This window comes from Methylobacterium sp. NPDC080182 (assembly GCF_050281105.1).
GTDB lineage: Bacteria > Pseudomonadota > Alphaproteobacteria > Rhizobiales > Beijerinckiaceae > Methylobacterium.
The window spans coordinates 176,172-201,880 of sequence record NZ_JBNNWO010000008.1 but is presented as its reverse complement, the minus strand read 5'-3'; the positions used below and the strand labels follow the sequence as shown (position 1 = coordinate 201,880).

25 protein-coding genes are annotated in these 25,709 nt (G+C 72.1%); 9 read left to right on the top strand and 16 right to left on the bottom strand.

Annotation, left to right across the window (positions count from 1 at the left end):
* Positions 1-125: 125 nt before the first annotated feature.
* Both ACQKQD_RS15950 and ACQKQD_RS15945 read left to right on the top strand, forming a co-directional pair.
* Positions 126-1,016 (top strand): methyltransferase domain-containing protein, encoded by an 891-nt coding sequence (locus tag ACQKQD_RS15950; protein ID WP_056528928.1) that lies wholly within the window; start codon positions 126-128, stop codon positions 1,014-1,016.
* Positions 1,013-1,375, top strand: coding sequence for a DUF427 domain-containing protein (locus ACQKQD_RS15945; protein WP_056528925.1), 363 nt, complete (start codon positions 1,013-1,015; stop codon positions 1,373-1,375). Before ACQKQD_RS15950 ends, ACQKQD_RS15945 begins: the two co-directional genes overlap by 4 nt.
* A gap of 18 nt (positions 1,376-1,393) precedes the next feature.
* On the opposite strand, the gene ACQKQD_RS15940 is transcribed toward ACQKQD_RS15945, so the two are convergent.
* Both ACQKQD_RS15940 and ACQKQD_RS15935 read right to left on the bottom strand, forming a co-directional pair.
* Positions 1,394-2,905, bottom strand: coding sequence for a DUF6880 family protein (locus ACQKQD_RS15940; protein ID WP_427508837.1), 1,512 nt, complete (start codon positions 2,903-2,905; stop codon positions 1,394-1,396).
* Between the two features lie 52 nt (positions 2,906-2,957).
* Positions 2,958-3,197, bottom strand: a complete 240-nt coding sequence (locus ACQKQD_RS15935; protein ID WP_427508836.1) for a hypothetical protein — start codon at positions 3,195-3,197, stop codon at positions 2,958-2,960.
* Positions 3,198-3,292: 95 nt separating this feature from the next.
* Between ACQKQD_RS15935 and ACQKQD_RS15930 the strand changes: the two genes are divergently transcribed.
* Entirely contained in the window at positions 3,293-3,586 is a 294-nt protein-coding gene (locus ACQKQD_RS15930; RefSeq protein WP_427508835.1) for a hypothetical protein, read from the top strand.
* A 6-nt stretch (positions 3,587-3,592) separates the two neighbouring features.
* On the opposite strand, the gene fabI is transcribed toward ACQKQD_RS15930, so the two are convergent.
* From fabI to fabA, 3 genes are all read right to left on the bottom strand, one after another.
* Positions 3,593-4,423, bottom strand: coding sequence for an enoyl-ACP reductase FabI (fabI, locus tag ACQKQD_RS15925; protein ID WP_427508834.1), 831 nt, complete (start codon positions 4,421-4,423; stop codon positions 3,593-3,595).
* 367 nt (positions 4,424-4,790) lie between these two features.
* Complete coding sequence (fabB, locus tag ACQKQD_RS15920) at positions 4,791-6,017, bottom strand: beta-ketoacyl-ACP synthase I (RefSeq protein ID WP_427508833.1); 1,227 nt, start codon at positions 6,015-6,017, stop codon at positions 4,791-4,793.
* Between the two features lie 140 nt (positions 6,018-6,157).
* Positions 6,158-6,694, bottom strand: a complete 537-nt coding sequence (fabA, locus tag ACQKQD_RS15915; protein ID WP_427508832.1) for a 3-hydroxyacyl-[acyl-carrier-protein] dehydratase FabA — start codon at positions 6,692-6,694, stop codon at positions 6,158-6,160.
* Between the two features lie 215 nt (positions 6,695-6,909).
* Here fabA and irr point away from each other — a divergent pair, with 215 nt between their 5' ends.
* Positions 6,910-7,425: a Fur family transcriptional regulator Irr gene (gene irr / locus ACQKQD_RS15910; protein ID WP_012319639.1), complete on the top strand. Its 516-nt coding sequence runs from the start codon at positions 6,910-6,912 to the stop codon at positions 7,423-7,425.
* A gap of 140 nt (positions 7,426-7,565) precedes the next feature.
* On the opposite strand, the gene ACQKQD_RS15905 is transcribed toward irr, so the two are convergent.
* The gene (locus ACQKQD_RS15905) at positions 7,566-8,129 is read right to left on the bottom strand and encodes an SH3 domain-containing protein (protein WP_427508831.1); all 564 of its coding nucleotides are present in this window, start codon (positions 8,127-8,129) and stop codon (positions 7,566-7,568) included.
* A gap of 270 nt (positions 8,130-8,399) precedes the next feature.
* On the opposite strand from ACQKQD_RS15905, the gene ACQKQD_RS15900 reads away from it, so the two are divergent.
* Positions 8,400-9,398: a 2-hydroxyacid dehydrogenase gene (locus tag ACQKQD_RS15900; RefSeq protein WP_020092116.1), complete on the top strand. Its 999-nt coding sequence runs from the start codon at positions 8,400-8,402 to the stop codon at positions 9,396-9,398.
* A gap of 32 nt (positions 9,399-9,430) precedes the next feature.
* Here the strand turns inward: ACQKQD_RS15900 and ACQKQD_RS15895 are convergent, their stop codons facing one another.
* Positions 9,431-10,057, bottom strand: a complete 627-nt coding sequence (locus ACQKQD_RS15895; protein ID WP_056528908.1) for a Crp/Fnr family transcriptional regulator — start codon at positions 10,055-10,057, stop codon at positions 9,431-9,433.
* Positions 10,058-10,144: 87 nt separating this feature from the next.
* The gene (locus ACQKQD_RS15890; RefSeq protein WP_427508889.1) at positions 10,145-11,404 is read right to left on the bottom strand and encodes a flavin monoamine oxidase family protein; all 1,260 of its coding nucleotides are present in this window, start codon (positions 11,402-11,404) and stop codon (positions 10,145-10,147) included.
* A 230-nt stretch (positions 11,405-11,634) separates the two neighbouring features.
* Here ACQKQD_RS15890 and ACQKQD_RS15885 point away from each other — a divergent pair, with 230 nt between their 5' ends.
* The 3 genes from ACQKQD_RS15885 (at position 11,635) to ACQKQD_RS15875 (ending at position 16,990) form a co-directional block, all read left to right on the top strand.
* On the top strand, positions 11,635-12,336 hold the full coding sequence (locus ACQKQD_RS15885; protein WP_091676735.1) for a sulfate transporter family protein: 702 nt from the start codon (positions 11,635-11,637) through the stop codon (positions 12,334-12,336).
* Positions 12,337-12,437: 101 nt separating this feature from the next.
* Entirely contained in the window at positions 12,438-13,712 is a 1,275-nt protein-coding gene (locus ACQKQD_RS15880) for an efflux RND transporter periplasmic adaptor subunit (RefSeq protein WP_427508830.1), read from the top strand.
* Positions 13,713-14,107: 395 nt separating this feature from the next.
* Entirely contained in the window at positions 14,108-16,990 is a 2,883-nt protein-coding gene (locus ACQKQD_RS15875; RefSeq protein WP_427508829.1) for an EAL domain-containing protein, read from the top strand.
* Positions 16,991-17,077: 87 nt separating this feature from the next.
* Here the strand turns inward: ACQKQD_RS15875 and ACQKQD_RS15870 are convergent, their stop codons facing one another.
* From ACQKQD_RS15870 to ACQKQD_RS15840, 7 genes are all read right to left on the bottom strand, one after another.
* Positions 17,078-18,460 carry a class II 3-deoxy-7-phosphoheptulonate synthase gene (locus ACQKQD_RS15870; protein WP_020092110.1) on the bottom strand — a complete coding sequence of 461 codons (1,383 nt, stop codon included), beginning with the start codon at positions 18,458-18,460 and terminating at the stop codon, positions 17,078-17,080.
* Between the two features lie 127 nt (positions 18,461-18,587).
* Complete coding sequence (locus tag ACQKQD_RS15865; protein ID WP_020092109.1) at positions 18,588-18,905, bottom strand: RNA polymerase sigma factor region1.1 domain-containing protein; 318 nt, start codon at positions 18,903-18,905, stop codon at positions 18,588-18,590.
* Between the two features lie 55 nt (positions 18,906-18,960).
* A complete protein-coding gene (gor, locus tag ACQKQD_RS15860) occupies positions 18,961-20,343 on the bottom strand; it encodes a glutathione-disulfide reductase (RefSeq protein WP_427508828.1) in 1,383 nt (460 codons plus the stop codon).
* Entirely contained in the window at positions 20,340-21,560 is a 1,221-nt protein-coding gene (locus tag ACQKQD_RS15855) for an O-antigen ligase family protein (protein WP_427508827.1), read from the bottom strand. Before ACQKQD_RS15855 ends, gor begins: the two co-directional genes overlap by 4 nt.
* Before the next feature lie 42 nt (positions 21,561-21,602).
* Positions 21,603-22,196, bottom strand: coding sequence for a DUF2059 domain-containing protein (locus ACQKQD_RS15850; RefSeq protein WP_020092106.1), 594 nt, complete (start codon positions 22,194-22,196; stop codon positions 21,603-21,605).
* A gap of 44 nt (positions 22,197-22,240) precedes the next feature.
* The gene (rpiA, locus tag ACQKQD_RS15845) at positions 22,241-22,954 is read right to left on the bottom strand and encodes a ribose-5-phosphate isomerase RpiA (protein WP_020092105.1); all 714 of its coding nucleotides are present in this window, start codon (positions 22,952-22,954) and stop codon (positions 22,241-22,243) included.
* A gap of 129 nt (positions 22,955-23,083) precedes the next feature.
* Positions 23,084-23,548 carry a hypothetical protein gene (locus ACQKQD_RS15840; RefSeq protein ID WP_020092104.1) on the bottom strand — a complete coding sequence of 155 codons (465 nt, stop codon included), beginning with the start codon at positions 23,546-23,548 and terminating at the stop codon, positions 23,084-23,086.
* A 172-nt stretch (positions 23,549-23,720) separates the two neighbouring features.
* Here ACQKQD_RS15840 and gph point away from each other — a divergent pair, with 172 nt between their 5' ends.
* Complete coding sequence (gene gph / locus ACQKQD_RS15835) at positions 23,721-24,413, top strand: phosphoglycolate phosphatase (RefSeq protein WP_427508826.1); 693 nt, start codon at positions 23,721-23,723, stop codon at positions 24,411-24,413.
* Positions 24,414-24,417: 4 nt separating this feature from the next.
* Here the strand turns inward: gph and ACQKQD_RS15830 are convergent, their stop codons facing one another.
* Positions 24,418-25,572: a pyridoxal phosphate-dependent aminotransferase gene (locus tag ACQKQD_RS15830; RefSeq protein WP_427508825.1), complete on the bottom strand. Its 1,155-nt coding sequence runs from the start codon at positions 25,570-25,572 to the stop codon at positions 24,418-24,420.
* Between the last annotated feature and the right edge of the window lie 137 nt (positions 25,573-25,709).

The following is a 25,709-nucleotide window of genomic DNA, read 5'->3' as shown; positions in this document are numbered from 1 at the left end:
GGCCGTTGGGCCGGTTGCAGCAGGAACAGCGACGCTCCCGAGTCGTTCCAGCATCCTAGCGCAGCTCACGAGACCGTGCGCGGCGACGGTGGCGCGACGCGACCGCAGATGCCATCTGCCCCCCGATGGATGCTCCCGCCGCCCTGTTCGACACGCGCCTCGCCCGCCGCCGCCTCGCCCGTGCCGGGCGCCTCGGCTACCCGGGCTTCCTCCTCGACCGCCTCGCCGAGGATCTCGACGACCGGCTCGGCGCCGTCCTGCGCAGCTTCGTCTCTGTTCTCGACCTCGCCACGCCGCGTCCCGTGGCGACCCGGCTGCTCGCCGCCCGCTATCCGGCGGCGCGGCATGTCCGCCTCGCGGCCCTGCCGGAGCCGGGTGGCGACCTGATCGTCGGAGATCCCGAGGCGCTGCCGCTGGCGACCGGGAGCCTGGACCTCGCCGTGTCGCTGCTGGCCCTCCACGCCGTGAACGACCTCCCCGGCACGCTGATCCAGCTGCGCCGCGCCCTCCGTCCGGATGGGCTGTTCGTCGGCTGCCTGCTCGGCGGCGCGACGCTGACGGAGCTGCGCCAGAGCTTCGCCCAGGCCGAGAGCGAGGTCGAGGGTGGGGTCAGCCCCCGCGTGGCGCCCTTCGCGGCGGTGCGCGAGGCCGGCGGCCTGCTGCAGCGGGCGGGCTTCGCGCTGCCGGTGGCCGATACCGACACGCTGACGGTCCGCTACGCCGACCCGTTCGGCCTGATGCGCGACCTGCGGGCCATGGGCATGACCAATGTGCTCACCGAGCGGCGGCGGACGCCGCTGCGGCGGGCGACGTTGCTGCGCATGGCCGAGATCTACGCCGAGCGGTTCTCGGACCCGGACGGTCGCGTGCGGGCGACCTTCGAGGTGCTGTGGCTCTCGGGCTGGGCGCCGCACGAGACCCAGCAGAAGCCCCTGCGGCCCGGGACCGCGAAGACGCGCCTCGCCGACGCGCTCGGGACCGTCGAGCTGAAGCCCGAGGGAGGGAACACGCCGTGAAGCTGCCCGGACCGGACCACCCGATCACCGTCGAGCCCGAGTCCCGCCGCGTCCGCGTCGTCGTGGCGGGCGCCGCGGTCGCCGAGACCCGGAACGCCCTGCGGCTGCAGGAGGCTCAGTACCCACCGGTCTTCTATGTGCCGCGAAGCGACATCCGCGCCGATTGTTTCGTCGCCTCGGCGCGGACGAGCCACTGCCCGTACAAGGGCGACGCCCACTATTTCGACCTCGTCGTCGACGGCGATCGGCGCCCCGACGCGGTCTGGAGCTACGGCGACCCGTACCCGGCCGTCGCGGCAATCCGCGACCACGTGGCTTTCTACCCGGACCGGGTCGACGCCATCGTGCTAGAGGACTGAGCCGGCCGCGCGTCCGGTTCAGTCGCGCACTAGGCTCCAGAACCCGTGCTTGCGGCCGTGCGCCCGCCGCAGAGCAGCGCGGTAGGCCTGCGGATCCGGATCGACGTCGCCGGTCGCGATGCGCCCCGCCAGGGCGTCGAGTTCCGCGAGGTAGCGCGCGCCGTGCGGGTAGGCGGCGCTGCGGCCGGTCTCGAGGATCGAGTCGAGGAGCCGGCGATACAGGATCGTCGCGGCCCGGGGGTGATCCTGCGCCAGCGCCTCGGCGACCGGCGCCAGCACCGCGTACTGGTCGCCCTGCCAGGTCTCAGGCCGCGCGACGACCAGCGCGGCCGCACGGCGTAGATCCGGCCAGGCTGCCAGGAAGGCGAGCGCCCGGTGCGGCTGCGGGAAGGCCTCGGCGTGGTCGAGAGCGCGCAGGAGCGCCTCCTCGTCGTCGAAGTCCGGGAGCTTGGCGAGGAAGGCCCGCAGCATCGGCGCGTCGAGTTCGCGCTCGAACCGCCCCCAGCGCAGGGCCTGCGCCTCCTCACCCCGGCCGAGCGCGTCGAGGATCTCGATCTCCAGGGCCTGCCGCTCCCGTTCTGGTCCGCGCAGGTCGAAGCCGGCGATCAGGTCGGCCCGGGTGGCGATGCGCAGGCCCGGGTCCTGCATGCGCCGGATCCAGTCCAGCGCCTCGGTGGCGCGCCCGGCGTCGAGGAGCCGCCGGGCGATCGCCACGCGGTTCTCCCGCCCCGGCAAGGTCGCCCGCTCCAGGGCGATGAAGGAGTCGGTGTCGCCGCGCCGGTCGGCGACGGCCTGGCGCAGGCGCAGGATCTCGATCCGGGCCGCCTGCCGGTGGTGGGTCGCGTCGCGGCGGGGATCCCCGCCCTGCGGCAGGGCCGCCTCGGCGGCGGAGAGCCGGTCGTCGATCTCGGCGAGGGCTTGCTCGGGCAGCGCCGGGATCATGTCGCCGAGGACGGTTCCGAGGGGGCCGAACGGATCCGTCGCGAACGGCTCGACGAGGCGCGCCGCTACCCCGGCGGCGTCCTCCGGCGGCAGGGCGCCGGCGATCTCCACGAAGGCCGTGGCGGCGCGGTCGAACACGCCCTGCACGGCGCCGGTGCTGTCGTCGACGCGGTTCAGGACCGCGTCGGCGCCGTCGAGGAAGCGGCGGAGCCGGTCGAGCGCGGCCCCCGGATCGAGGGGCCGCAGCTCGTTGAGGATCACCGTCACGGTCGTGTTGAGGTCGGCTGCGAAGGTCCGGCGCTTCTGCCAATCGATGTAGCCCTGGGCGCCCTCGAGGGCCGTCAGCCGCCGGTCGACGATCGCCGCGACGGCCTCGGGGCCCTGGAGCGAGGCGAGCGCGGCGCTCACCAGCTTCTTGAAGGCCGGGTTGCGCCCGGTCTCGCCGAGGATCAGCGCGATCAGCCGCTCCGGGCCGAGCGCCGCCAGCGTCTCCGGCGACGGGGTCGTCCGCCGCGCGCCCTTCGGCAGGGCGGGCGCCCTGCGGCCGGCCGGCGCCGCGGCCGGGGTTACGCGCCGCGCACGCGCCACGAGATTTCCCGCCGTTGCGGACGATCGCGCATGTCCGTCCCGTCCGCTGCGGCTACTCCACGACCCGGGCGCTGGGCCGGTCGCTGCCCTGCGCCGTCTCGTCGTGCCAGCCGCCGGCCTGATCCTGGTAGCGGATCCCCTCGGTCGATCCGGGGACCTGCTGCTCCGCCGCCGCGGCCTGCGCCGCCTGCAGCGCCTCCTCGCGGCTCGGGAACGTCTCGGAGAACACGTCGCCGACCTTGTAGGCGAAGCCGCCGTCGTGCTCGACGATGCGATAGGTTACCTCGGACATCACGCCTCCTGTACGCGCCCTCATCGTTGACCGCGAACCCGCCGGACGCGCCGGGGTTCCAGGCGACGGGGACTCGGCCTCCGATCCGCCGGAAAGTGGCCCTAACCCGGCTCGGTCCCGGCACGCAGACGACGACGATGCAGCTTCGCCCGATCCTCGCCCTCGCCCTTCTCCTGGTCGCCCGACCCGCGAACGCCGAGGAAGGCTTCCTCGACAAGCTGTTCGGCGGCTCCGGGCGCGGGGCGCCGCCGAACCCCTTCGCGTCGAACTATCCCTCGGCGCCGCCGACCGCGGAGGAGGCGCGCGCCGCCCGGGAGCGGCGCTCGGTCCGCGGCGAGCGCGGTTCGCCGGCCGGTCCCCTGCCCCCGGGGCGCATCCCGGAGGAGTGAGGCGCCTCAGGCGTCCCCGACGACGCCGGCCTCGTCCTGCGCCTGCAGCACGTCCGGGCGCGGCATCGAGATGATGTTGTAGCCGGCATCCACGAAGTGGATCTCGCCGGTGACGCCGCCCGAGAGCGGCGATAGCAGGTAGAGGGCCGAACCGCCGACGTCCTCCAGGCTGACCGTGCGGCGCAGCGGTGCGTGCGCCCGCTGGTGGTTGAACATCAGCCGCGCGTCGGCGATCCCGGCCCCGGCCAGCGTCCGCATCGGACCGGCGGAGAGCGCGTTGACCCTGATCCCGTCCGGGCCCAGGTCGCTCGCCAGGTAGCGCACCGAGGCCTCGAGCGCCGCCTTGGCGACGCCCATGACGTTGTAGTTCGGCATGACCCGGGTCGCGCCGCCGTAGGTCAAGGTCAGCAGCGAGCCGCCCTGGCTCATCCGCTTGGCCGCGCGCTGCGCGATCTCGGTGAACGAGAAGCACGAGATCGTCATCGTGCGCACGAAATTCTCGCGCGTCGTCACGTCGACGTAGCGGCCCTTGAGCTGCGCCTTGTCGGAGAAGCCGATGGCGTGGACCACGAAGTCGAGGCCACCATCGAATCGGGCGTCCAGGGCCTCGAAGGTCGCGTCGACCGAGGCCAGATCCTCGACGTCGCAGGGCAGGACGATATCCGAATCGAGCTTGGCGGCGAGCGGCGCCACCCGGCGGCCGAGGGCCTCGCCCTGATACGTGAAGGCCAGTCGCGCGCCCTGTTCGTGCAGCGCCTTCGCGATCCCCCAGGCGATCGAGTGATCGTTCGCGACGCCCATGATCAGGCCGCGCTTGCCCGCCATCAAACCCGTCATGCCGACTCACATCCTGACCGAGCACGCCGGACCCGCGAAGCGGGCCCGGACCGGGGTCGCGACGAGCGACCCGCGGCAAGCTGCCTTAACGCGGCTCGCGCAGTGTTCCAAACGCGGCGGTGTCCGGCAACGGGCAAAAAAAAGCCCCGCCGGCGGGCGGGGCGACGGTGGCGCGGCGGCCGGGCTCAGAAATGCCCGTCCGTGTGGGTCTCCGCTTCCTCCAGCGCGACCTGCTTCGCGTAGATCGCGGCGACGCCGGCGATCATCAGGCCGCCCAGCGTTCCCAAGATGAATGTCCCCATCACCACCACCAGATCTCAACGACGGGTAAACGCCGGCCTTCGGCCGGCGGTTCCGCGCCGGGCGATCAGGCGTCGACGTGCTTCAGGACCAGGGTGGCGTTGGTGCCGCCGAAGCCGAAGGAATTCGTCAGCACGTGCCCGAGCTGCGCGTTGTCCCGGCGCTGCTGCAGGATCGGCATGTCGGCGAAGGCCGGATCGAGGGTGTCGATATGCGCGCTCTCGCAGATGAAGCTGTTGTTCATCATCAGCAGGCTGTAGATCGCCTCCTGCACGCCGGTGGCGCCCAGGGAATGGCCGGTCAGCGACTTGGTGGCCGAGATCGGCGGGCAATCCTCGCCGCGGCCGAACACCTCGCGGATCGCCTCGATCTCCTTGTCGTCGCCGACCGGCGTCGATGTGGCGTGCGGGTTGATGTAGTCGATCCGCGCGCCCTTCAGCCCGTCCAGCGCCTGGCGCATGCAGCGCACGGCGCCCTCGCCCGACGGCGCGACCATGTCGTGGCCGTCCGAGGTGGCGCCGTAGCCCGCGACCTCGCCGTAGATCCGGGCGCCGCGCGCCTTGGCGTGCTCCAACTCCTCCAGGACCAGCACGCCCGCACCGCCCGCGATGACGAAACCGTCGCGGTTGGCGTCGTAGGCGCGAGAGGCACGGGACGGCGTGTCGTTGTACTTCGACGACATGGCGCCCATGGCGTCGAACAGCACCGAGAGCGTCCAGTCGAGATCCTCGCAACCGCCCGCGAAGATGATGTCTTGCCGGCCGCCCTGGATGATCTCGGCGGCGTTGCCGATGCAGTGATTCGACGTCGCGCAGGCGGAGGAGATCGAGTAATTCACGCCGCGGATCTTGAACCACGTCGCGAGCGTCGCCGAGGCGGTCGACGACATCGCCTTCGGCACGGCGAACGGGCCGATGCGCTTGGGACCCTTGTCCCGCGCGATGCCGGCGGCCTCGACGATCACGCGGGTCGAGGGACCGCCCGAGCCCATGATGATGCCGGTGCGCTCGTTCGAGATGTCGCCCTGATCCAGGCCGGCATCCTGGATCGCCTGATCCATGGCGACGTGATTCCAGGCGGTCCCGCCGCCGTGGAAGCGCATCGCGCGCCGGTCCACCACGCCCTCGGGATCGAGGGTGGGCGCGCCGGAGACCTGGCTGCGGAAGCCGTGCTCGGCGTAGCTGGCGTCGCGCGCGATGCCCGAGCGGGCCTCGCGCAGGGAGGCGAGCACCTCCTGCGTGTTGTTGCCGATGGACGAGACGATGCCCATCCCGGTGATGACGACACGGCGCATGATGGTGACACTACCTCCGTCGCGGTCCCGGTCGCCCGGGCCGCGTCACGGTCAGCTAAGGTGACGCGGACACAATCTCAACCGCCGAGACCGTCCGGCGTTGCGGCCAAGCCGCGAACCGGACGCGCGGCGGCTGCGGCTCAGCTCTGGAACAGGCCGACCCGCATGTCCTGGACCTGATAGACGCGCTCGCCGTCAGCCTCGAGCCAGCCGTCACCGATGCCGAGCACGAGCTTGCCCTGCCGGATCCGCTTCACGTCGACATTGTAGACGACCTTTTTGATCGTCGGCAGCACCTGGCCGGCGAGCTTCACCTCGCCGACGCCCAGGGCGCGCCCGCGGCCCGGCGAGCCGAGCCAGCCGAGATGGAAGCCCAGCATCTGCCAGAGGGCGTCGAGGCCGAGGCAGCCCGGCATCACCGGGTCGCCCTGGAAATGGCAGGGGAAGAACCAGAGGTCCGGCCGGATGTCGAGCTCGGCCGTCACGTGCCCCTTGCCGTGGGCGCCCCCCTCGGTCCCGATGGACGTGATCCGGTCGAACATCAGCATCGGCGGCAGCGGCAACTGCGCGTTGCCGGATCCGAAGAGTTCGCCGCGCCCGCAGGCCAGAAGATCCTCGTAGGAATAGTGCGACCGGCGGTTCGCACCATGCGCTTGTGTCTCGGCGTCTGGCGGCATTGCGTTGGCTGTTTCCTCGGATGTGCGCGATCTTCGCGTCGCGGGCGACTATACTCGGCCCATCGGCTGGCGCGCGGGTTAGCACGGGGCGCCGCGCCTTCAAAGCCTGCAGCCGCGGGTATGCGGCAACGCTCGGGTTGCGACTGTCCGACCACTTCAATATACTGAGGAGACATCCGTTCCTTCAGGCCCCTCGTCGAGCGTTCAGTCCAGCGATGTCCGAACCGGTGCCATTCCAGGCCGTCTTCAACGGCCGGGTCCCCGCCCCCCAGTTGGAGGCCAACGGGACTCCGCGCCGCGGCTGTCCGCTGTCCGACCTGCGCGACCGTCTGCGTCGGGCCGGCCTGCGCCCGACGCGGCAGCGCCTGTCCCTGGGCTGGCTGCTCTTCGGCCGCGGCGACCGCCACCTGACGGCGGAGATGCTGTACGACGAGGCGATGCGCGCCAAGGTGCCGGTCTCGCTGGCGACCGTCTACAACACGCTGCACCAGTTCACCGAGGCCGGGCTCCTGCGCCAGCTCGCGCTCGACGGGTCGAAGGCCTATTTCGACACGAACCCGACCGAGCACCACCATTTCTACCTAGAGGACGAGAGCCAGGTGATCGACATGCCGGATTGCGGCATCACGGTCGATTCGCTGCCCGAGGCGCCCGAGGGCATGGAGATCGCCGGGGTTGAGGTGATCGTGCGCCTGCGCCGCAGCCGTCCGGCGGGCCGCCGCCAGGGCTGAGGCCCGGGTCCAACGCAGTACGCGAGCGACGCGAGGCCCGGCATCGTCCGGGCCTTCGCTTTTTCGGGCTGCCGGCGTGCCGGGAGCAGGCGCGCCGCCGCCCGGAATGACGGACGGGCGCCGTCGGGGCGCCCGGACCTCTATTCCACGATCTCGTTCGGGTAGACGCCCCACAGGCGATTCTGGCGAATGTAGCCGTCGACGTCCCGCTTGTTCGGCAGCGCGACGATCATGCGGCACCACGTGCCGGTGCAGCTCTTGACGCTGCCGATCACGCCGGTCTGGAGCTTGGCCTCGTCGTCGGCGCCGTCGTCGGCCTTGGCCCGCAGCGACACGGCCGCCTTCTCGACACCCTTGTCGGGGCCGGCATTCACGATGGCGGTGCGGCGCCCGGACAGCAGCGAGTGCAGCACCCAGCCCTCGGTGCCCTCCGAATCGCGGATCCTGCGCCAGGTTTCGAACTCGCCCACGATCTCGACCGGCAGGCCTGCCCGCTGGAACACCCAGAGCGTCCTGTGATCCTTCGAGGGGCCTTCGCGGAGGTTGACGCGATCGGTCTTCAGGCTCGCGTAGCGCGGCAGTGGCAGCTTGGTCACCGGCCCGACCCCGGCCTCGGGGCCGGTCGGCGGCGCCGCGCGGGCACCGGTCGCGAGGCCGCCGGCCAGCACCGCCGCGACGGCGAGGCTGAGGCATGACACGCGCATGGTCGTCTCCCTATCCAGACGTGGCGTTGCTGGGCGCCGGACATGTCGAAAGCGGGGCCGGTTCGACACGCGGACCGGTCCGCATCCGATTGTGTTCCGGCCCACCTCTGGTAGAGAGGCCGATGGGTCGGAACAGGCTCCGGAACCGGCGCCCCGTGACCGATCCTGTCTGGCCGAGTTCGGTTAACGGACGCTTGCGGGACGCGGTCCGGGCGGGAGCCGCCGGGCGCGAGCCGCGATCAAGGCCGCTGGGCTGACGGGGAGAGAGACGTGTCGAAGCGCAAGCCGCTGGTGGTCGTGACGCGGCGCCTGCCGGATGCCGTCGAGACGCGGATGCGCGAACTGTTCGACGTCCGGCTCAATTCCGAGGACGCGCCGATGGCGCCGGACGCGATGGCGTCGGCCCTGCGCGAGGCCGACGTGCTCGTCCCCACCGTGACCGACGAGATCGATGCCGGGCTGATCGCCCAGGCCGGCCCGAACCTCCGCCTGATCGCCAATTTCGGCAACGGCGTCGATCACATCGACGTGGCGGCGGCGCTGGAGCGCGGCATCACGGTCACCAACACGCCCGGCGTGCTGACCGAGGACACCGCCGACATGACGATGGCGCTGATCCTCGCGGTCGCCCGCCGGGTCACCGAGGGCGCGCGGATCATCCCGGACGACGAGTGGACCACCGGCTGGTCGCCGACCTGGATGCTCGGCCGGCGCATCACCGGCAAGCGCCTCGGCATCGTCGGCATGGGCCGGATCGGCCAGGCGCTGGCCAAGCGCGCCCGCGCCTTCGGACTGCAGGTGCACTACCACAACCGCCGCCGGGTGCCGGCCGCCATCGAGAGCGCGCTGGACGCGACCTACTGGGAATCCCTCGACCAGATGCTGGCGCGCGTCGACATCGTGTCGGTGAACTGCCCGCACACGCCCGCCACCTACCATCTGCTCTCGGCCCGGCGCCTCAAGCTGCTCAAGCCCGAGGCGATCGTGGTCAACACGGCCCGCGGCGAGGTGATCGACGAGAACGCCCTGGCGCGCCTGATCGAGGGCGGGGAGGTCTCGGCGGCCGGCCTCGACGTGTTCGAGCAGGAGCCCGCCGTCAGCCCGCGCCTCGTCAAGCTCGCCCGCCAGGGCAAGGTCGTCCTCCTGCCCCACATGGGCTCGGCGACCTACGAGAGCCGCACCGACATGGGCGAGAAGGTCATCATCAACATCAAGACCTTCATGGACGGACACCGGCCGCCGGACCGCATCCTGCCGAGCATGCTCTGAGCGGCGGACACTGAGCAGCGGACGGCGGCGCCTCACAGGGCGTCGCCGGCCACCGCCTGGGGCTTGGACATGCCCTGCACACCCTGGAAGAGCCGCTCGCTGGTCAGCTTGAGGAAGTAGAACCCGAATTCGGGGTTCTGGTAGTAGAGCTGCTTCACGTCCGAGTAGGACACGCACAGCGCGTGTCCCGCCTCGACGCAGACCAGCGAGGCGGTGCGGGCGTTGCCGGGCGACAGGAGCCCGAGCTCGCCGACGATCCCGCCCTGGCGCACCTCGAGGTCGACCTCCGGGATCCGGAACACGCCGCTCTCGATGTAGTACATCTCGGTGGCGAGATCCCCCTTGCGGAACACCACCTCGCCGATGCCGAACGGGCGTCGGGAGCCGAAGGGCCGGAGCCATTCCAGGGACAGGTCGTTCTCGGCGGCCGTCTCCACGTCACGGACGAGGCGCAGCATCTGCCAGAGCCGGTAGGCGTTGAACGGCATCTGGATCAATTCGGTCAGCACCACCGGCATGCTGCCGATCATGATGCCGTAGGTGATCACGGCGCAGCTCGCGCAGAGCGAGATGATCCGCAGCGGGATCATCGTGCTCATGGCCGTCGCCGTGATGGTCAGCGCCGTCCCGAGATAGCCGATGCCCTCGACCCAATCCATCGCCGCCCCCTGTCGCGTTTCGGCCGGGGGATGCCTGTCTTGACCGGCCGCGGCAAGCGTTCCGGCAGGTTCCGCGCCGCGCGCGCTTCAGCCTGTGCCCGCCCGGATACGCTCGCCGGCGCCCGTCTGTACGACGGCGGACACGGCCTCGGCGGCCCGGACGCCTTCCGCGTAGGCGCCCCCGACCGTGCCCCACTGCTCCCGGGACAGCGCCTCGCCGGCGAACCAGACGGTGTCGGCGACGGCGGCGCGGAGGGCCTGTCGCGCCGGCGCGTGGCCCGGCGGGACCACGGCCCACGAGCCGCGCGACCACCGGTCGTGGCGCCACGCGCTCACCGCGGGGATCGTCAGGTCGCGCAGCCGCGCCCGGCCGAAATGCTCGCCCAGGACCGCGCGGACATGGCGGCGCACGCCGTCCGCACCGGATCCTGCCGCGTCGATCGCCGCCGCCTCGTGCAGGTCGAGCTCGTAGTAGTGGAACGGCGTGTCGTCGATGCGGGTGAGGAGGCCCGGCGGGGCGCGCCGCCCGCCGTGGATCGCGGCGAGCCGGTCGCGGCCGCGGAACGGGCTCGACGGCCAGTGCAGCACCGCGTGCTCGTAGATGCCGGTGGTGAAGCCGTCGATGGCGGCGCGCACCGCGTTCGGCAGCGGCGGCGTGAAGGCCGGCCCGTCCCGGAGCACCATCATCGGAACCGTCACGATCACCGCGCGGGCGGCGTAGACGGTCCCGTCCGCGCCGGTCGCGCGGACGCGGCCATCCGACCAGTCGATCCGGGTCACCGGCGACGCGAGCGCCACCGGCAGGCCGTCCGCCAGTCGGGCGACGTAGCTGCCGTAGCCGTCGGCCAGGAAGTAGTTGTCGCCGTACTCCATGCTGGGGAAGTCGTGGAGCGAGACCGCCTCCAGCGGCCGGCCCGAGACGAGGCCGTGGACCTGCGCGACCCGGTCGCCCCAGGCACCGAGCCCGGGCGGCAGCGCGCTGGCGGCCGGCCGGTCGGGGCCGGGCTGCGCGGCGCCACGGGTCATGGCGCGGTCCGCGCGGTCGAAGGCGCGCGCGTTGGCCCGGACGTCGTCGGTGCGGCCCGGCCGGCCCCCGACCCAGACATGGCTCTCCTGCGCGGCCCGGCGGAGCCGCTCGCCGCGCGCCCGGCCGAGCGCCACGAGGGGATTGATCGGCCCGGCATGGAGCCAGTGGGCACCGAGATCGAGGGCGTGGCCGCGCAGGGTCACCGTCAGGGCGCGGCCGCCGACGCGCTCCCGCGCCTCCAGCACCGCGACGGACACGCCCCGGGCCGCGAGGGTGCGGGCCGCGCCGATGCCGGCGGCGCCCGCGCCGATCACCAGCACCTCGGGCTTCTCCGGCAGCGGCGCGAGGCGCGGCCTGTAGGTGGGCCGGACGACCGGGTCGCTCCACCGGTGATCGGGCGCCCGCGGCGCCGAGACCTGTCCTGTCGTGTCCTGCACGCGTGCTCCCCGCACCCTGCCGCCCCTGCGACGGAGCCCGATCTTGCACCGGTCGCCGCACCGCTCCACAACGCGCCAGCGCCGCTTCCGGCGCAGGCCGGAATTCTCGCCCGATGCTCGTCGAGTCCGCCGCGGCGGCTTTGCGCCAGACTTTCTCGCCGCCGCTGCGTGCGATCCTGTGGAAGTCCCTCGGCCTGACGGTCGGGCTCCTGCTCCTGATCTGGCTCGGCCTGACCCGGCTGATCCAGGCCTTCCAGGCGAGCCACCACATTTCCGCCCAGTACCCGATCCTCGACAGCCTCGCCTACTACCTCGCGGGTTTCGGTCTGGTCGTGGCCCTCGCCTACCTGATGCCGGCGGTCTCGATCCTGGTGGCGGGCTTCTTCCTCGACGACGCGGCCGAGATCGTCGAGCGCACCGATTTCCCGAACGAGCCGCCCGGACGCGCCATGCCGTTCGGGACCGCCATGCTCTACGCCCTGCGCTTCGCCGGTGTGACGCTGCTGGTGAACCTCGCGGCCCTGGTGATCTTCTTCGTCCCTGTCATCGGGATCGCGGCCTTCTTCGCCGCCAACGCCTACCTGCTGTCCCGCGAGTACTTCGAGATGGCGGCGGCCCGGTTCCGCCCCCTTCCCGAGGCCGCCGAGATGCGCCGCGCCTTCTCGGTCCGGACGCTCGGCGCCGGTTGCCTGCTGGCCGGCCTGATGATCGTCCCGGTTCTCAACCTGCTGACGCCCCTCTTCGGCATCGCCCTGATGGTCCACCTGCACAAGCGCCTCAGCCGGCGCCTGCTGGTGGCCGGGCCGGCGCGTTAGGCCGGCGCGCCGATGCGGCCAATGCACACGCTGGCGGGCCGGGCCGCCGGCCGCTACCCTCACCGTGACCCGGCCGGATGTCCGGGGCGGAGAGCCGATCGATGAAGGCGCACGACGCGGGCTCGGACGTCCCTCCGCCGCCCGGCAAGGCCCCGTTCCTGCTGGTCGGCCTCGCCGGACTCGGCCTGCTCGCCTGGGGTGCCTACGGTCACTGGCAGCGCGACGTGGAGGCGACCGCGACGCTGGAGCGGATCAAGACCCTCGTGCCGCAGGTGCGCACCGTGGCCGCCGAGCGGGCCGATGGCCCCCTCGATCTCGTGCTTCCCGGCGAGATCCAGGCCTTCACCACGGCGGCGATCGCCGCGCGCGCCACCGGCTACATCGCGGAGCGCCGGGTCGATATCGGATCCCGGGTCAAGGCGGGCGACCTCCTTCTGCGCATCGCCGCACCGGATCTCGACCAGCAGCTCGCGCAGGCCGAGGCGCAGGTCGGCCAGCTGAAGGCGCAGCTGCTCCAGGCGCAGGCGCAGGTCGAGCAGGCCCGCGCGAACGTGAACCTCGCCAACCTCACCAACAACCGCACCAGCACCCTGGCCGTGCAGGGCTGGGCCTCGCGGCAGAACGCCGACAACACCAAGGCGGGCGTGTTGAGCCAGGCCGCCGCGCTCGCCGCCGCCGAGGCGGGCGTGAAGGTCGCCACCGCCAACATCAAGGCGCAGGAGGCCGTGGTCGACCGCCTGAAAGCGCTCACCGCCTTCGAGCGTGTCGTGGCGCCGTTCGCCGGGGTCGTGACCGTGCGCAACGTCGATGTCGGCGACCTCGTCCGTGCCGACAACGGGGGCACGCCGCTGCTGACCATGGATCAGGACAGCCTGCTGCGCATCACCGTCAACGTGCCGCAGAAGGATGCCGTCGGCGTCAAACCCGGGGTGCGGGCCGAGATCACCGTGCCGCAGATGCCGGGGCGGCGCTTCGAAGGCTACGTGGAGCGCAGCTCCGTCGCGCTGAACGCGGCGTCGCGCACGCTGACCACCCAGGTGGACGTCCCCAACGCTGACCGGGCGCTGCGGGCCGGGCTGTACGCCTACGTCACCCTCAAGATTCCCCGAGCGGAGCCCGGGGTGTCGATCCCCGCCGAGGCAACGGTGTTCGACGGCAACGACCTCAGGGTCGCCAGCCTCAGCGACGACGACCGGGTGACGTGGCGGACGATCCGCGTCCGGCGCGATCTCGGGCGCACGCTGGAGCTCGACTCGGGGCTGCCCGCCGACAGCCGGATCATCTACAGCCCCGCCCCGGATCTGCGGGACGGCCAGTCGGTCGAGCCCCTGAAGTCACCGCCTCCGCCCGGGCCGCTCCGCTCGGCGCAGCGGTGAACGCGGGAATCACTCGACCGCGGGAATCACTCGGGCGCGCCGGCCGCGGACCGCGTCGCGACAGCGCGGCCGGCGTGCGGATACGGCCTCTGAGCTGTTGGAAACCGGTCGGTATATCGGTGCCGAGCTGGCAACATGAGCATCGCGCCGGTCGGGTCCGTTGCTCAAATGCGCGCCACTCGTAATGAAAGGTTGCGTTCAATCGACGGGATCCGCTCGCCGGCAGAAGCGCGGTGCCGAAGATTTCACCGATCGTGCGGTCGACTGTGCACGATCCGCCGATTGCTCCGTGACGGTCGCGCGCAGCTGATCCGTGATCTGAGACAAGCCAGCTAATTGCCTCTTAACAACTGACATTTATCGCTGGCCGGACGTGTGACCCAGCGACCTGTGCGATGCGAGATCCCGAGACACCGACGGCGTGCGCGGACCGAGCCGGGCACACCCGCGCGGCCGCGACGCGGACGGGCCGTATCACGTCGATTCGCGCCGCGGTCAGCGTCGCCTTCCTCTGTGTCGGTCTTCTCCTGGGCGCGCTCGCGCTCTCGGCTGGCTTGGCGATCACGCAGGTCGGCACGCTCGTCACACGGACCTACGACGAATCCCTGACCTCGATCAGCTTCGCCCGCGCGGTGGCGGCCGACTTCGCGAAGATGCGCGCTGCCCTCGTCCGGCGGATGCAGACCGGCGACGCTGCCGAGGTGGCGAAGCGGGATGCGGACATCACCGACCTCTCGGCGATCCTGGCCGAGGATCTCACCATCGCGGCCGAGCGGGCCCAGTCCGAGCGGGCGCCGCGGACGGCCGAGGCCGTCCAGACCAGCGTGGCGTCCTGGGAGAGCCTGCGCCGCGCTTTCGATCCCGTGACGGTGCGGCCGGATCAGAAGGCGTCTCTCGAACGGCAGGCCGACGCAATCGAAGGCCAGATCGATCTCCTGATCAACGTCATGGCCGGCGACGGCTTCACCTTCCGACAGGCTGCGCGGCAGCGCGTGCGGGGCGTCGTCCGGTGGCACGCCATCGCGGCGGCCCTCGTGATCATCGCCTGCGGGCTGATCGCCTGGCTGCTCACCCGCCACATCGGCGGATCGGTCGGCGCGGCGGCCGAGGCGGCCGAACGGATCGCGGGCGGCCAGCGCGACGATCGGATCCCCACCGGCGGCCGCGACCGGTTGAGCCGGCTGCTGAACGCCGTCGCGGCGATGCGGTCGACCATCCGGGCTCTCACGCTCCGCGAGGGCAGCCAGCGCCGGGGCACCGAGACGCAGGTGACGGACGCGCTGCAGACAGCACGGGAAGGCGTCGTCGTGGTCGATGCCGACGGCCGGATCACCCTGGCCAACGCGCAGGCCCTGCGCTTCTTCGACGGGCTCGACGCTGCCATCGAGGCCGGTCTGTCGCTGACGAAGGTTGCGCACGAGCCGCAGGACTACCGCTCGGATGTCCCGGAGGATCGCTTCGGAGCCCTGGCCCGGGACGGCGACGTCCGGTTGGCCGACGGCCGCTGGCTGCGGGTGAGCCGCACCGCGACCCGGCAGGGCGGCTTCATCGCGGTGTGCAGCGATATCAGCCTGCTCAAGGAGCAGGAGCATTTCCTGACCCGGACCAACCTGCGCCTCGATGCGGCCCTCGACACCATGTCCCAGGGGCTCTGCCTGTACGACGCGCAGCATCGGTTGATGGTGGTCAACCGGCGCTACGGCGAGATCTACGGCCTGCCGCCCGGCACGGTCGTACCCGGCATGACGGCCCTCGAGATCCTGAGCGCCAGTCTCGCGGCCGGCAACCATCCCGGCTGCGATCTCGAAGCGCTGCTGCGCCAGCAGCGGGACGCCTTCAGCAACGGCGTTTGGCAGACGCATTTCCAGGAGCTGAGCAACGGCCGAATCGTCGCCATCGACCGGCGAGAGGCCGCCGATGGCGGCTTCGTGGCCACCTACGAGGACGTCACGGAGCGCCGCCGGGCCGAGGCCCGCATCGCCTTCCTGGCGCATCACGACATGCTGACCGGCCTGCCTAACCGGGTGGCGGTGGGGCAGCAGATCGACGTGGCCGTGGCGCAGGCCGGGCGCGACCAGGGCTTCGCGGTCTTCGCCATCGACCTCGACGACTTCCGGCCGGTCAACGAGACCCTGGGCCACGGGATCGGCGACGAGCTGCTCGTCGCGGTCGCGAATCGGCTCACCGCCTGCGTGCGCGAGATCGACTGCGTCGCGCGCCTCGGAGCCGACGAGTTCATCGTGGTCCAGCGCGGCGTCGACCGGCCCGAGGACGCCGCCATCCTCGCCCGGCGCATCATCGAGGTCGTCGGCGCGCCCTACAGCCTCACCCACCACACGATCTGCGTCGGGCTCACCATCGGCATCACCCTCGCCCCGAGCGACGGGTCCGACGCGGACAAGCTCCTGAAGAACGCCGAGGTCGCCCTCGACCGGGGCAAGGCCGAGGCGCGGGGCGCGTTCCGCTTCTTCGAGCCGGCCATGGATGCCCGCCTCATGGCCCGGCGGATCATGGAGCGCGACCTGCGTGACGCCCTCGCCCGGGAGGCGTTCGAGGTCTACTACCAGCCGATCTACAGCCTCGAGACGGACCGGATCTGCGGCTTCGAGGCGCTGCTGCGCTGGAACCACGCGGTCCGCGGCTCCGTCTCGCCGGCCGAATTCATCCCGATCGCCGAGGAGCTCGGGCTGATCGTGCCGCTCGGCGAGTGGGTGCTGCGCCGCGCCTGCGAGGAGGCCGCCCGCTGGCCGGACGAGCTCAAGGTCGCCGTCAACGTCTCGGCCGTGCAGTTCACCTCGGCGAGCCTCGTCACCGCCGTGCGCGAGGCGCTGCGGCGGACCGGGTTGCCGGGCCGGCGCCTGGAGCTGGAGATCACCGAGACGGTCCTGGTGGCCAATCCCGGTGCGACGACGGCGATCCTGCATAGCCTGCGCGCGCTGGGCGTGCGCGTGGCGATGGACGATTTCGGCACCGGCTACTCGTCGCTCAGCTACCTGCGCTCCTTCCCGTTCGACAAGATCAAGATCGACCAGTCCTTCGTGCGCGACCTGTGCGTGAAGGACGGGACCGATTTCATCGTTCGGGCGGTGATCGGTCTCGGTGCCAGCCTCGGCATGACGACGACCGCCGAGGGCGTCGAGACGGAGGCGCAACTCGCGCAACTGCGTGCCGAGGGCTGCGACGAGGTCCAGGGCTACCTGTTCAGCCGCGCCGTCCCCGTCTCGGAGGTCGCCTCGGTCATCCGCCGCTGGAACGGCACGCTCCGGGCGATCGCCTGACCATCGTGGCGTCCGGCGGTGCGCGCCGCCCCCGCGAGGGGACAGCGCGCGTCGTTGGCCGGTCGGATGACCGGTCGGAGATCCGCCCTACTCGGCCGCGTCGAGGCGCGGGCGCTCGATGTGGCTGCGCTCGGCCTTGACCAGCTCGGCCGTGCGAAACGCCACCTCCAGCGCCTGCTCCGCGTTGAGACGCGGGTCGCAGTAGGTGTGGTAGCGGTCCTGCAGGTCGTCCGCCGTCAGTGCCCGGGCGCCGCCTGTGCACTCGGTCACGTCCTTGCCGGTCATCTCCAGGTGGATGCCGCCCGCGAAGGTGCCCTCGGCGCGGTGGACGCCGAAGAAGCCCTCGATCTCCTGCATCACCCGCTCGAACGGCCGGGTCTTGTAGCGGCCGGCCGGGATCGTGTTGCCGTGCATCGGATCGCAGATCCACACGACCGAGCGCCCTTCCCGCTCGACCGCCCGAATCAGCGCCGGCAGGTGGTCACCGACCTTGTCGGCGCCGAAGCGGCAGATCAGGCTGAGGCGCCCCGGCTCGTTCTCCGGGTTGAGCAGGTCGATGAGCCGGATCAGGCCCTCCGCCTTCATGGACGGGCCGCACTTGAGGCCGATCGGGTTCTTGATGCCGCGGGCGTACTCGACGTGGGCGTGGTCCGGCTGCCGGGTCCGGTCGCCGATCCACAGCATGTGGCCGGAGGTCGCGTACCAGTCGCCGGTCGTCGAATCGACGCGGGTCAGCGCCTCCTCGTAGCCGAGCAGCAGGGCCTCGTGACTGGTGTAGAAGTCGGTGGTCCGCACCTCCGGATGGGTCTCCGGGTTGATGCCGATCGCCCGCATGAAGTCGAGCGCGTCGGTCATGCGGCCGGCCACGTCCTGGTAACGCGAGGATTGCGGCGAATCCTTCACGAAGCCCAGCATCCAGCGATGCGCATTCTCGAGGTTCGCGTAACCGCCGGTTGCGAAGGCGCGCAGCAGGTTCAGCGTCGCGGCCGATTGCCGGTACGCCTCGAGCTGGCGGCGCGGATCCGGCACCCGCGACTCCTCGGTGAAGCCGATGCCGTTGATGATGTCGCCCCGGTAGCTCGGCAGGCTCACGCCCTCGAGGGTCTCGGTCGGCGACGAGCGCGGCTTGGCGAACTGCCCGGCGATGCGCCCGACCTTCACCACGGGCGAACCGCCCGCGAAGGTCAGCACCATCGCCATCTGCAGGAACACCCGGAAGAAGTCGCGGATGTTGTCGGCAGAGTGCTCGTCGAAGCTCTCGGCGCAGTCGCCGCCCTGGAGCAGGAAGGCCTGGCCCGCGGCGACGCGCCCGAGCGCGGCCTTCAGCTTGCGGGCCTCACCGGCAAAGACCAGCGGCGGAAAGCTCGCGATCTGCGACTCGACGGCACCGAGGCTGGCGGCGTCCGGATAGGTGGGGACCTGCTCGATCGGCAGATGTCTCCAGCTCTTCGGTGTCCAACGCTCGCCCATGGTCTCTCTCCGCGCACCTCTTCGTGCGATCGCGCCTACGCGCGAAGCGCGGCTTATAGAGAGGTTCCTCTACACTGGCGAGTGCCGTGAACCGGGGGGCAGGCGCGTCCCGGATTCAGGTCTCGGATCAGGCCTCGCCGTCCTCGACCTCGATCCCGTGCTCGGCCAGAATCCAGAAGATCGCCTCCAGATCCTCGGCCGAGACGTCCCGGGGCGGCAGCGCCTCCTCCAGGTCGTCGTAGGTCAGGTTGCGGCTGCGCTGCGCCTCAGCTTTGGCGAGGAGGCGGTCGATCGCATGCCGGATGTCGGGGGAGAGGGCCTCGTGGCTCGGCGGCCGGTGGAAGGCCGGCCGCAGGGCATCCTCCAGCAGGCCGTCGATGATCGCCTGCCGCCGCGCGTGCGCGTCGTCCTCGCGTCGTCCCTTGCCGGTGCCCTGCTTGCCCATGACCCTGATATGGCTCGGTCGCGCACCGCGTCGAGCCCCGGCCGCGGCGCAGGTCTCAGCCGACGCCGACCGGGTGCTTGGTGACCTCCGGGACGCGCATGGTCACCAGCTCCTCGGCGGCTGTCGGGTGGACCGCGATGGTCCGGTCGAAATCGGCCTTCGTGGCGCCCATGGTCACGGCGATGCCCACCGCCTGGATCACCTCCCCGGCATCGTGGCCGAAGATGTGGACGCCGACCACGCGGTCGCTGGCGCAGTCGACCAGCACCTTCATGAAGATCCGCTCCTCGCGGCCGGACAGGGTCGCCTTCATCGGGCGGAAGCGCGCCTTGTAGACGTCGATGTTGCCGTAGATCGCCCGGGCGGCCGCCTCGTTGTGGCCGACGACGCCGATCTCGGGGGTCGAGAACACCGCGGTCGGGATCAGGCGATGGTCGACGCAGGCCGGCTTGCCGCCGTAGACCGTGTCGGCGAAGGCGTGACCCTCGCGGATCGCCACCGGCGTCAGGTTGGCGCGGTTGGTCACGTCGCCCACCGCGTAGATCGACGGCACCTTGGTCTGCGAGTAGGCGTCGACCGGGATCGCGCCGGCGGCGTCGGTCTCTATGCCGACCCGGTCGAGGCCGAGGCCCTCGACGTTCGGCCGCCGCCCCGTGGCGACGAGCACCTCGTCCACCAGGATCTCGCCGCCGTCGTCGAGCTGCGCGCAGAGGCCGCCGTCCCGGCGCTCGATGCGCCGCAGCGTGCGCCCGAGCCGCAGGTCCATGCGCTGGGCGTAGGCTTCGGCCAGAGCGTCGCGGATCTCGTCGTCGAACCCGCGCAGCAACCTGTCGCCCCGGTGCAGCAGCGTCGTGCGGCTGCCGAGCGCCGCGAAGACGCCCGCGAACTCCACCGCGATGTAGCCGCCGCCGATCACCAGGATCCGGTCCGGCAGGCGCTCCAGCTCGAACACCTCGTTGGAGGTGATCGCCAGGTCGATGCCCGGCACCGCCGGCTCTTTCACGGGGTGCGCGCCGACCGCCACCAGGATCCGCTCGGCCCGGATGGTGCGGCCGGACGCGACGAGGCGGATCGTGTGGGGATCCTCGATCACCGCCCGCTCTGGCACAATCTCGACGCCGGCGCGGATCAGGTTGGTGTCGTAGATGCCTTCGAGCCGGGTCACCTCCGCGTCGCGCCGCGCCTTGAGCGTGCCCCAGTCGAAGCGGGGCTTCTCCACCGTCCACCCGAAGCCCGCGGCGTCCTCGAACTCGTCGGCGAAGCGGCCGGCATAGACCATCAGCTTCTTCGGGACGCAGCCGCGGATCACGCAGGTGCCGCCCACCCGGTACTCCTCGGCCAGCATCACCCGCGCGCCGTACCCGGCCGCGATCCGCGCCGCGCGGACACCCCCGGACCCGCCGCCGATGACGAAGAGGTCGACGTCGAACGCGCTCATGCCGGACCGTCCCGCTCGGATCTCACGATCGCGCCGCCCTGAGGGGCCGCGCGCATCCAGGTGATGGCAGCGCCGAGCCCCGCCGTCCACCACGCGGCCCAGCCGTTGTGCTCGACGAAGGCGATCGAAGCCGCGCAGGCCACGAGGCCGAGCGCCGCCGCGCGGTCCGGTCGCGGCAGCCGCGCGATCCGGGCGAGCATCAGCATTGCGGTCAGCGCCGCGAGGATCGCGCCGGACAGGCCGAGCTCGGCCCAGACCTGCAGGAAGCTGTTGTGCGGGTGCCCGACCCCGAGGAGGACGCGCATCTCCGGCGGCACCGTCTGCGCGACGGCCGTCTCGGCGAAGCGCGCGCTGGTGCCGACGCCAGCGCCGCGCCAGGGATCGGCCGCCACCGCGGCCCCGAAGCTGCGCGCGATCGCCACCCGGGCCCGGGACGAGGACTGGACGAGGCGCTCGTGGGCGGCCTCCGGCATGGCGCGGGCGAGGAGGTCGCCCTCGACCGGGGCGAGGATCAGCGCGAGGCCGAGACCGAGTCCGGCGAGGCCTATGCCGACCCGCCTGGGCAGCGAAAGCGCGAGGGTCGCCATCGCGGCGCCCGCCAGAAGGCCGAGCTGGGCGGCGCCGCTGATCGAGCGGACCACGCCGAGGCTCGCGAAGGCGAGCGTCGCGGCGGCGAGGCCGCGGGCGCGGTCCTTCCAGAGGACGAGGGCCAGCGGGCCGGCCACGAGGTCGAGGGTCAGGGCCGGCCGGTTGTGCACGAAGGCTGCGACACGGCGCCCGAGGGCCCGCTCCAGGGCGAGATCCGAGGCGAGATCCACGGCGATCAGGAGTCCCGCCAGCGCGATCGCGATCGCGCCGAGCCGCGGCGCGAAGGCCGGGATCCGGCCGGGCGCGAGGCAGGCCAGCAGGTAGGCGGCAAGCAGCGTCGGGAGGAACTCGCCCAGCACCCGCAGGGAGGCCGCCGGGAACGGGCTCCAGGCCAGCGAGACCAGCGCCCAGGTCAGGAAGGCGAGCGCCGCCCCGGCGAGCGGCGTCCGCAGCGGGGACAGCAGCGCGCGGCGCAGGGCGGACGCGTCCTCCGCCCATCGTCCGGCCAGGAAGGCGAGCGCCGCCAGCCCGACCACCAGCGGGCTCGACCGGTTGGCCAGCACCATGGCCAGCGGCATGGCCGCGAGGAGCGCGCCGCCCGCCGCGTACATGCGGCCGGCCGCTCTCATGGACGACCTCTCACGGCGATCCGCCCCCGGGAGCGGCTGCCCTCACTGCATCTGGTGTCCGCGCTTGCCCATCTCGGCACGGACGCGGACCATGACGTATTCGGAGACGTCCTGCGTCCAGTCCTGCATCTCCTGCACCATCTCGTCGAGGAGCTGCGGCTGCGCCTCGACGTAGTGCTTGCCGGCGGGCGAGCGGAAGAAGGTTGCGATCTCCTTCAACTCGGTTTCCGAGAACTTCGACGCGTAGGTGCGCGCCGCGATGTCGATCATGCGCTGCTTCTGCAGTTCCATCTCCGGCTGCAGCGAGGCCAAGACCTCCTCGAGGTCCTTGGACAGCTCGGGACGGGTGACCGCCTGCTTGCGGATCTGGTCGGCGAAGGCCGGCAGCACCGAGTCGAACGACCGGGCGATGCCGGAGCTGAGCATCACCTCGCGGGCCAGGGCGAGGTGGGCCGGCGTGTAGGTGGCCGCGGCCGGGCTGTTGGCCGCGGGGGCGCCGGCGGCCGGCTGCGCCGCCGGCTTGGCCTGCGCGGCCTTCTGCGGCTGCGCGACCGCCGCGTGGGGGAGCGCCGGGAGCGCGAGGCCGAGCGCGAGGCTGAGCGCGAGGCCTGGCACGGCGGTGAGGCGACGGGACATGCTGGACTTTCTTGCGAGGATGGCCGGCGATGGAGGGCGGCGCCTCAGGTGAGGCTGCCGAGAACGGTGACCTCGGCCTGCCCGTCCCGCGCCGCCGCCAGGATCGCGGCGTCGGCGATGCCGAGGAACAGACCGTGCTCGACGACGCCCGGCACGGCCCAGAGGGCGGCGCCGAGGGCCTCCGGATCAGGAATCGCTCCGAGGCGCGCGTCGAGGATGTAATGGCCTCCGTCGGTGACCAGGGGCTTGCCATCCGTCAGGGCGCGCAGCCGGACCTCGCCGGAGCAGCCGGTCCCGGCGATTGCGGCCTCGACGGCCCGGTGCGTGGCCTTGAGGCCGAAGGGATTGACCTCGATCGGGAGCGGGAAGGCGCCCAGCCGCGCCACGTGCTTGGCCGCGTCGGCGATCACCACCATGCGATGGCTCGCGCAGGCGACGATCTTCTCGCGCAGGAGTGCCGCGCCGCCGCCCTTGATCAGGCGCAGCCGGTCGTCGACCTCGTCGGCGCCGTCGATGGTCAGGTCGAGCTCGGGCTGCTCGTCCAGGGTCGCGAGGCGGATGCCCAGGCCCTCGGCCTGCGCGCGCGTGGCCTCGGAGGTCGGGACGCCGACGATGTCGAGGCCGGCGCGGACGCGCTCGCCGAGGAGCGCCACGAAGGCCGCCGCCGTGGAGCCCGTGCCGAGGCCGAGCCGCATGCCCGGTTCGACGAGGTCGAGGGCGCGGGCGGCCGCGGCCCGCCGCAGGTCCGGCCCGCTCACCGGGACACGGCCCGGTCGGCGAGGGGGAGCGAGGGAGCGCGGGTCATGGGCAGCCGGTCTTTCCGTGGGCGTCGGGCGGCCCCTAGCACGGGACCGGGCCGACCGGAACGCCCCGCCCGCACGGCCGCGTCACGGACGGCCGCCCTGTGTCGGGGTGGCGCTGGCGCCCGCGCGACCCGGGGCCGGACCGGTCAGCGGTGCGTCGGACGCGCCTTCGGCGCCCGGCTTGCCCTGCTGGGTGCAGACGACCTGCTCCTTCTTCACCAGCACGAAACAGATGCTCATCTCGCCGGTGCGGTAGTTCACCCGGAAGACGCCGGCCTCGCGGGTATGCCGGCTCGCCACCAGCCCGTACTCGGACGGGGTCTGCGGCCCGGCGCCCTCTCCCGATCCGAAGCAGACCGTCTGGCCGATGCCGCCCGCCGATTCCTGGAGGCCGTACTGGCAGGAGGTCACCTCGCCGGTCACCTTGTCGACCCGGTACATCCGGTTCAGGTCGGTCTGCGGGGCGGGCACGAACTCGAAGGAGGTCGCCGCCGCCGGCAGGGCTTGCAGCGCGGCGCAGGCGGCCAGGAGGGGCAGGAAGAGTTTCATCGCGGGTCCCGGGGCTGGTACGCGCTGCGTTTCGCTGCGCTTTCGGGCGAGTCTGGGGCGCCCGGTGAGACGATCCGCGCATCCGCCGTGCTGCGCCGGTCGGCTTGCCCCGGGTGCCCGGCCCCGATAGCGACGCCGTTCGAGATCCCGCCGAGCACGGAACCGCCCAGGCATGTCTACCGAATCGACGCGCAAGCCCCCGATCGCCGTTTTCGACCTGGACGGGACGCTCGCTGAGACCGCGGGAGACCTTATCGGCACCCTCAACGTGCTGATGAAGCGCGAGGGATTGGCCGAGCTGCCCCTCTCGCAGGCGCGCGGGCTGATCGGCGCCGGCGCCCGGGCGCTGATCCGGCGGGGTTTCGAGGCCGAGGGCCGGCCACTCTCGCCGGAGGACCACGACCGGCTGTTCGACGCCTTCATTGCCCATTACGGGGCGCACCTCGCCGACACGTCCCACCTCTTCCCGGGCGTTGTCGAGGCGCTCGACGCCCTGGAGGCGGCGGGTTTCCGGCTCGCGGTCTGCACCAACAAGTACGAGGGGCAGTCGGTCGAGCTGCTGCGCCTCCTCGGCATCGGCCACCGCTTCGCGGCGATCTGCGGTCGGGACACCTTTCCGCAGTCGAAGCCCGACCCCCGCCACCTGACCGGCACCATCGCCCGCGCCGACGGCGATCCGGCCCGCGCGGTGATGGTGGGCGATTCCCGCACCGACATCGACACCGCCAAGGCCGCCGGGATCCCGGTGGTGGCGGTCACCTTCGGCTACACCGACCGCCCGGTCACCGAGCTCGGGCCCGACCGGGTGATCGAGCACTTCTCGGAGCTGGTCGAGGCGGTCGGCGCGCTCGTGCCGGCGGCCTGACCTGTCAGCGCAGCCACGCCTTCAGGCGCCGCGCCGCCTCGCGGCACTCGGTCTCCGAGCCCGCGAAGGAGAAGCGGACGTGGTGGTTGCCCACGTCCGGATCGAAATCGAGGCCCGGCGTCGCCGCGACGTGCGCCTCGTCGAGCATGTGCCGGCAGAAGTCCGAAGCGTCGTTGGTGAGGTCCGAGACGTCCGCGTAGAGGTAGAAGGCGCCGTCGGCCGGGTGGACGCGGCCGAGGCCGAGGGCCGGCAGCGCGTCCAGGAGGATCGCGCGGTTGCGTGCGTAGCCGTCGCGAACGGCGTCGAGTTCGTCCGTCGCGTCGAAGGCTGCCAGGGCGCCGACCTGCGACAGGTACGGCGCGGAGATGTAGAGGTTCTGGGCCAGCCGCTCGATCGGGCGGACCAGCGCCTCCGGCACGACCATCCAGCCGACGCGCCAGCCGGTCATGCAGTGGTACTTCGAGAACGAGTTGATCACGACCGCGTCGGGGTCGAAGCGCAGGGCCGTGACGGTGGGCTCGCCGTAGCTGAGGCCGTGATAGATCTCGTCGGAGATCAGCGGCAGGCCGAGGCCGCGCGCCGCCGCGCAGAGATCCTGCAGGGCGCCCTCCGTGATGACTGTGCCGGAGGGGTTCGCCGGGCTCATCACCAGTGCCCCGGAGACTGGCGCGCGGGCGTGGGTCTCGCGCAGCAGGGCGGCGGTCGGCGCGAAGCGGTCCTCGGCGCGCAGCACCATCGGCGCCGGCACGAGGTCGAGGGCGGCCAGGATGCTGCGATAGGCGGGATAGCCCGGCTGCGGGACGGCGACCCGGGCGCCGGAGTCGAACAGGCTCATGAAGGCGAGGATGAAGCCGGCCGAGGATCCGGTGGTGATCACCACGCGCTCCGGGCTCACCGCGACGCCGTGCCGCTCCGCGTAGTCCCGGGCGATGCGGGCGCGCAGGGACGGCAGGCCCAGGGCCTCGGTGTAGGGCACGCGGCCGGTCGCGAGCGCCCCCTGCGCGGCCGCGATGACCGCCCGGGGCGCCGGTGCCGACGGCTGGCCGACCTCCATCCGCACCACGTCGCTGCCGGCCCGCGCCTTGGCGGCGGCGGCGGCCATGACATCCATCGCGAGGAACGGCTGGACGGCGGCGGCGCGCCGGGAGATCGGGATCATGGGGTCTGCTCTGAGCCGGACGACGCTGGAGCCTCCGGGGGTTAGACGCTCCCCCTTCCCGCCTCAAGCCGGCGGCGCACGCCGCCCTCGCCGCAGGAATTGACCGGACGCCGCGAAAACGCCTAACCCAGCCCCTA

Excerpts from the sequence above, each read along its gene's own strand:
- ACQKQD_RS15950 (WP_056528928.1), top strand. The coding sequence starts at position 126 with ATGGATGCTCCCGCCGCCCTGTTCGACACGCGCCTCGCCCGCCGCCGC.
- ACQKQD_RS15935 (WP_427508836.1), bottom strand. The coding sequence starts at position 3,197 with ATGTCCGAGGTAACCTATCGCATCGTCGAGCACGACGGCGGCTTCGCC.
- fabI (WP_427508834.1), bottom strand. The coding sequence starts at position 4,423 with ATGACGGGTTTGATGGCGGGCAAGCGCGGCCTGATCATGGGCGTCGCG.
- fabB (WP_427508833.1), bottom strand. The coding sequence starts at position 6,017 with ATGCGCCGTGTCGTCATCACCGGGATGGGCATCGTCTCGTCCATCGGC.
- fabA (WP_427508832.1), bottom strand. The coding sequence starts at position 6,694 with ATGCCGCCAGACGCCGAGACACAAGCGCATGGTGCGAACCGCCGGTCG.
- irr (WP_012319639.1), top strand. The coding sequence starts at position 6,910 with ATGTCCGAACCGGTGCCATTCCAGGCCGTCTTCAACGGCCGGGTCCCC.
- ACQKQD_RS15905 (WP_427508831.1), bottom strand. The coding sequence starts at position 8,129 with ATGCGCGTGTCATGCCTCAGCCTCGCCGTCGCGGCGGTGCTGGCCGGC.
- ACQKQD_RS15895 (WP_056528908.1), bottom strand. The coding sequence starts at position 10,057 with ATGGATTGGGTCGAGGGCATCGGCTATCTCGGGACGGCGCTGACCATC.
- ACQKQD_RS15885 (WP_091676735.1), top strand. The coding sequence starts at position 11,635 with ATGCTCGTCGAGTCCGCCGCGGCGGCTTTGCGCCAGACTTTCTCGCCG.
- ACQKQD_RS15880 (WP_427508830.1), top strand. The coding sequence starts at position 12,438 with ATGAAGGCGCACGACGCGGGCTCGGACGTCCCTCCGCCGCCCGGCAAG.
- ACQKQD_RS15875 (WP_427508829.1), top strand. The coding sequence starts at position 14,108 with ATGCGAGATCCCGAGACACCGACGGCGTGCGCGGACCGAGCCGGGCAC.
- ACQKQD_RS15870 (WP_020092110.1), bottom strand. The coding sequence starts at position 18,460 with ATGGGCGAGCGTTGGACACCGAAGAGCTGGAGACATCTGCCGATCGAG.
- ACQKQD_RS15865 (WP_020092109.1), bottom strand. The coding sequence starts at position 18,905 with ATGGGCAAGCAGGGCACCGGCAAGGGACGACGCGAGGACGACGCGCAC.
- gor (WP_427508828.1), bottom strand. The coding sequence starts at position 20,343 with ATGAGCGCGTTCGACGTCGACCTCTTCGTCATCGGCGGCGGGTCCGGG.
- ACQKQD_RS15855 (WP_427508827.1), bottom strand. The coding sequence starts at position 21,560 with ATGAGAGCGGCCGGCCGCATGTACGCGGCGGGCGGCGCGCTCCTCGCG.
- ACQKQD_RS15850 (WP_020092106.1), bottom strand. The coding sequence starts at position 22,196 with ATGTCCCGTCGCCTCACCGCCGTGCCAGGCCTCGCGCTCAGCCTCGCG.
- ACQKQD_RS15840 (WP_020092104.1), bottom strand. The coding sequence starts at position 23,548 with ATGAAACTCTTCCTGCCCCTCCTGGCCGCCTGCGCCGCGCTGCAAGCC.
- gph (WP_427508826.1), top strand. The coding sequence starts at position 23,721 with ATGTCTACCGAATCGACGCGCAAGCCCCCGATCGCCGTTTTCGACCTG.
- ACQKQD_RS15830 (WP_427508825.1), bottom strand. The coding sequence starts at position 25,572 with ATGATCCCGATCTCCCGGCGCGCCGCCGCCGTCCAGCCGTTCCTCGCG.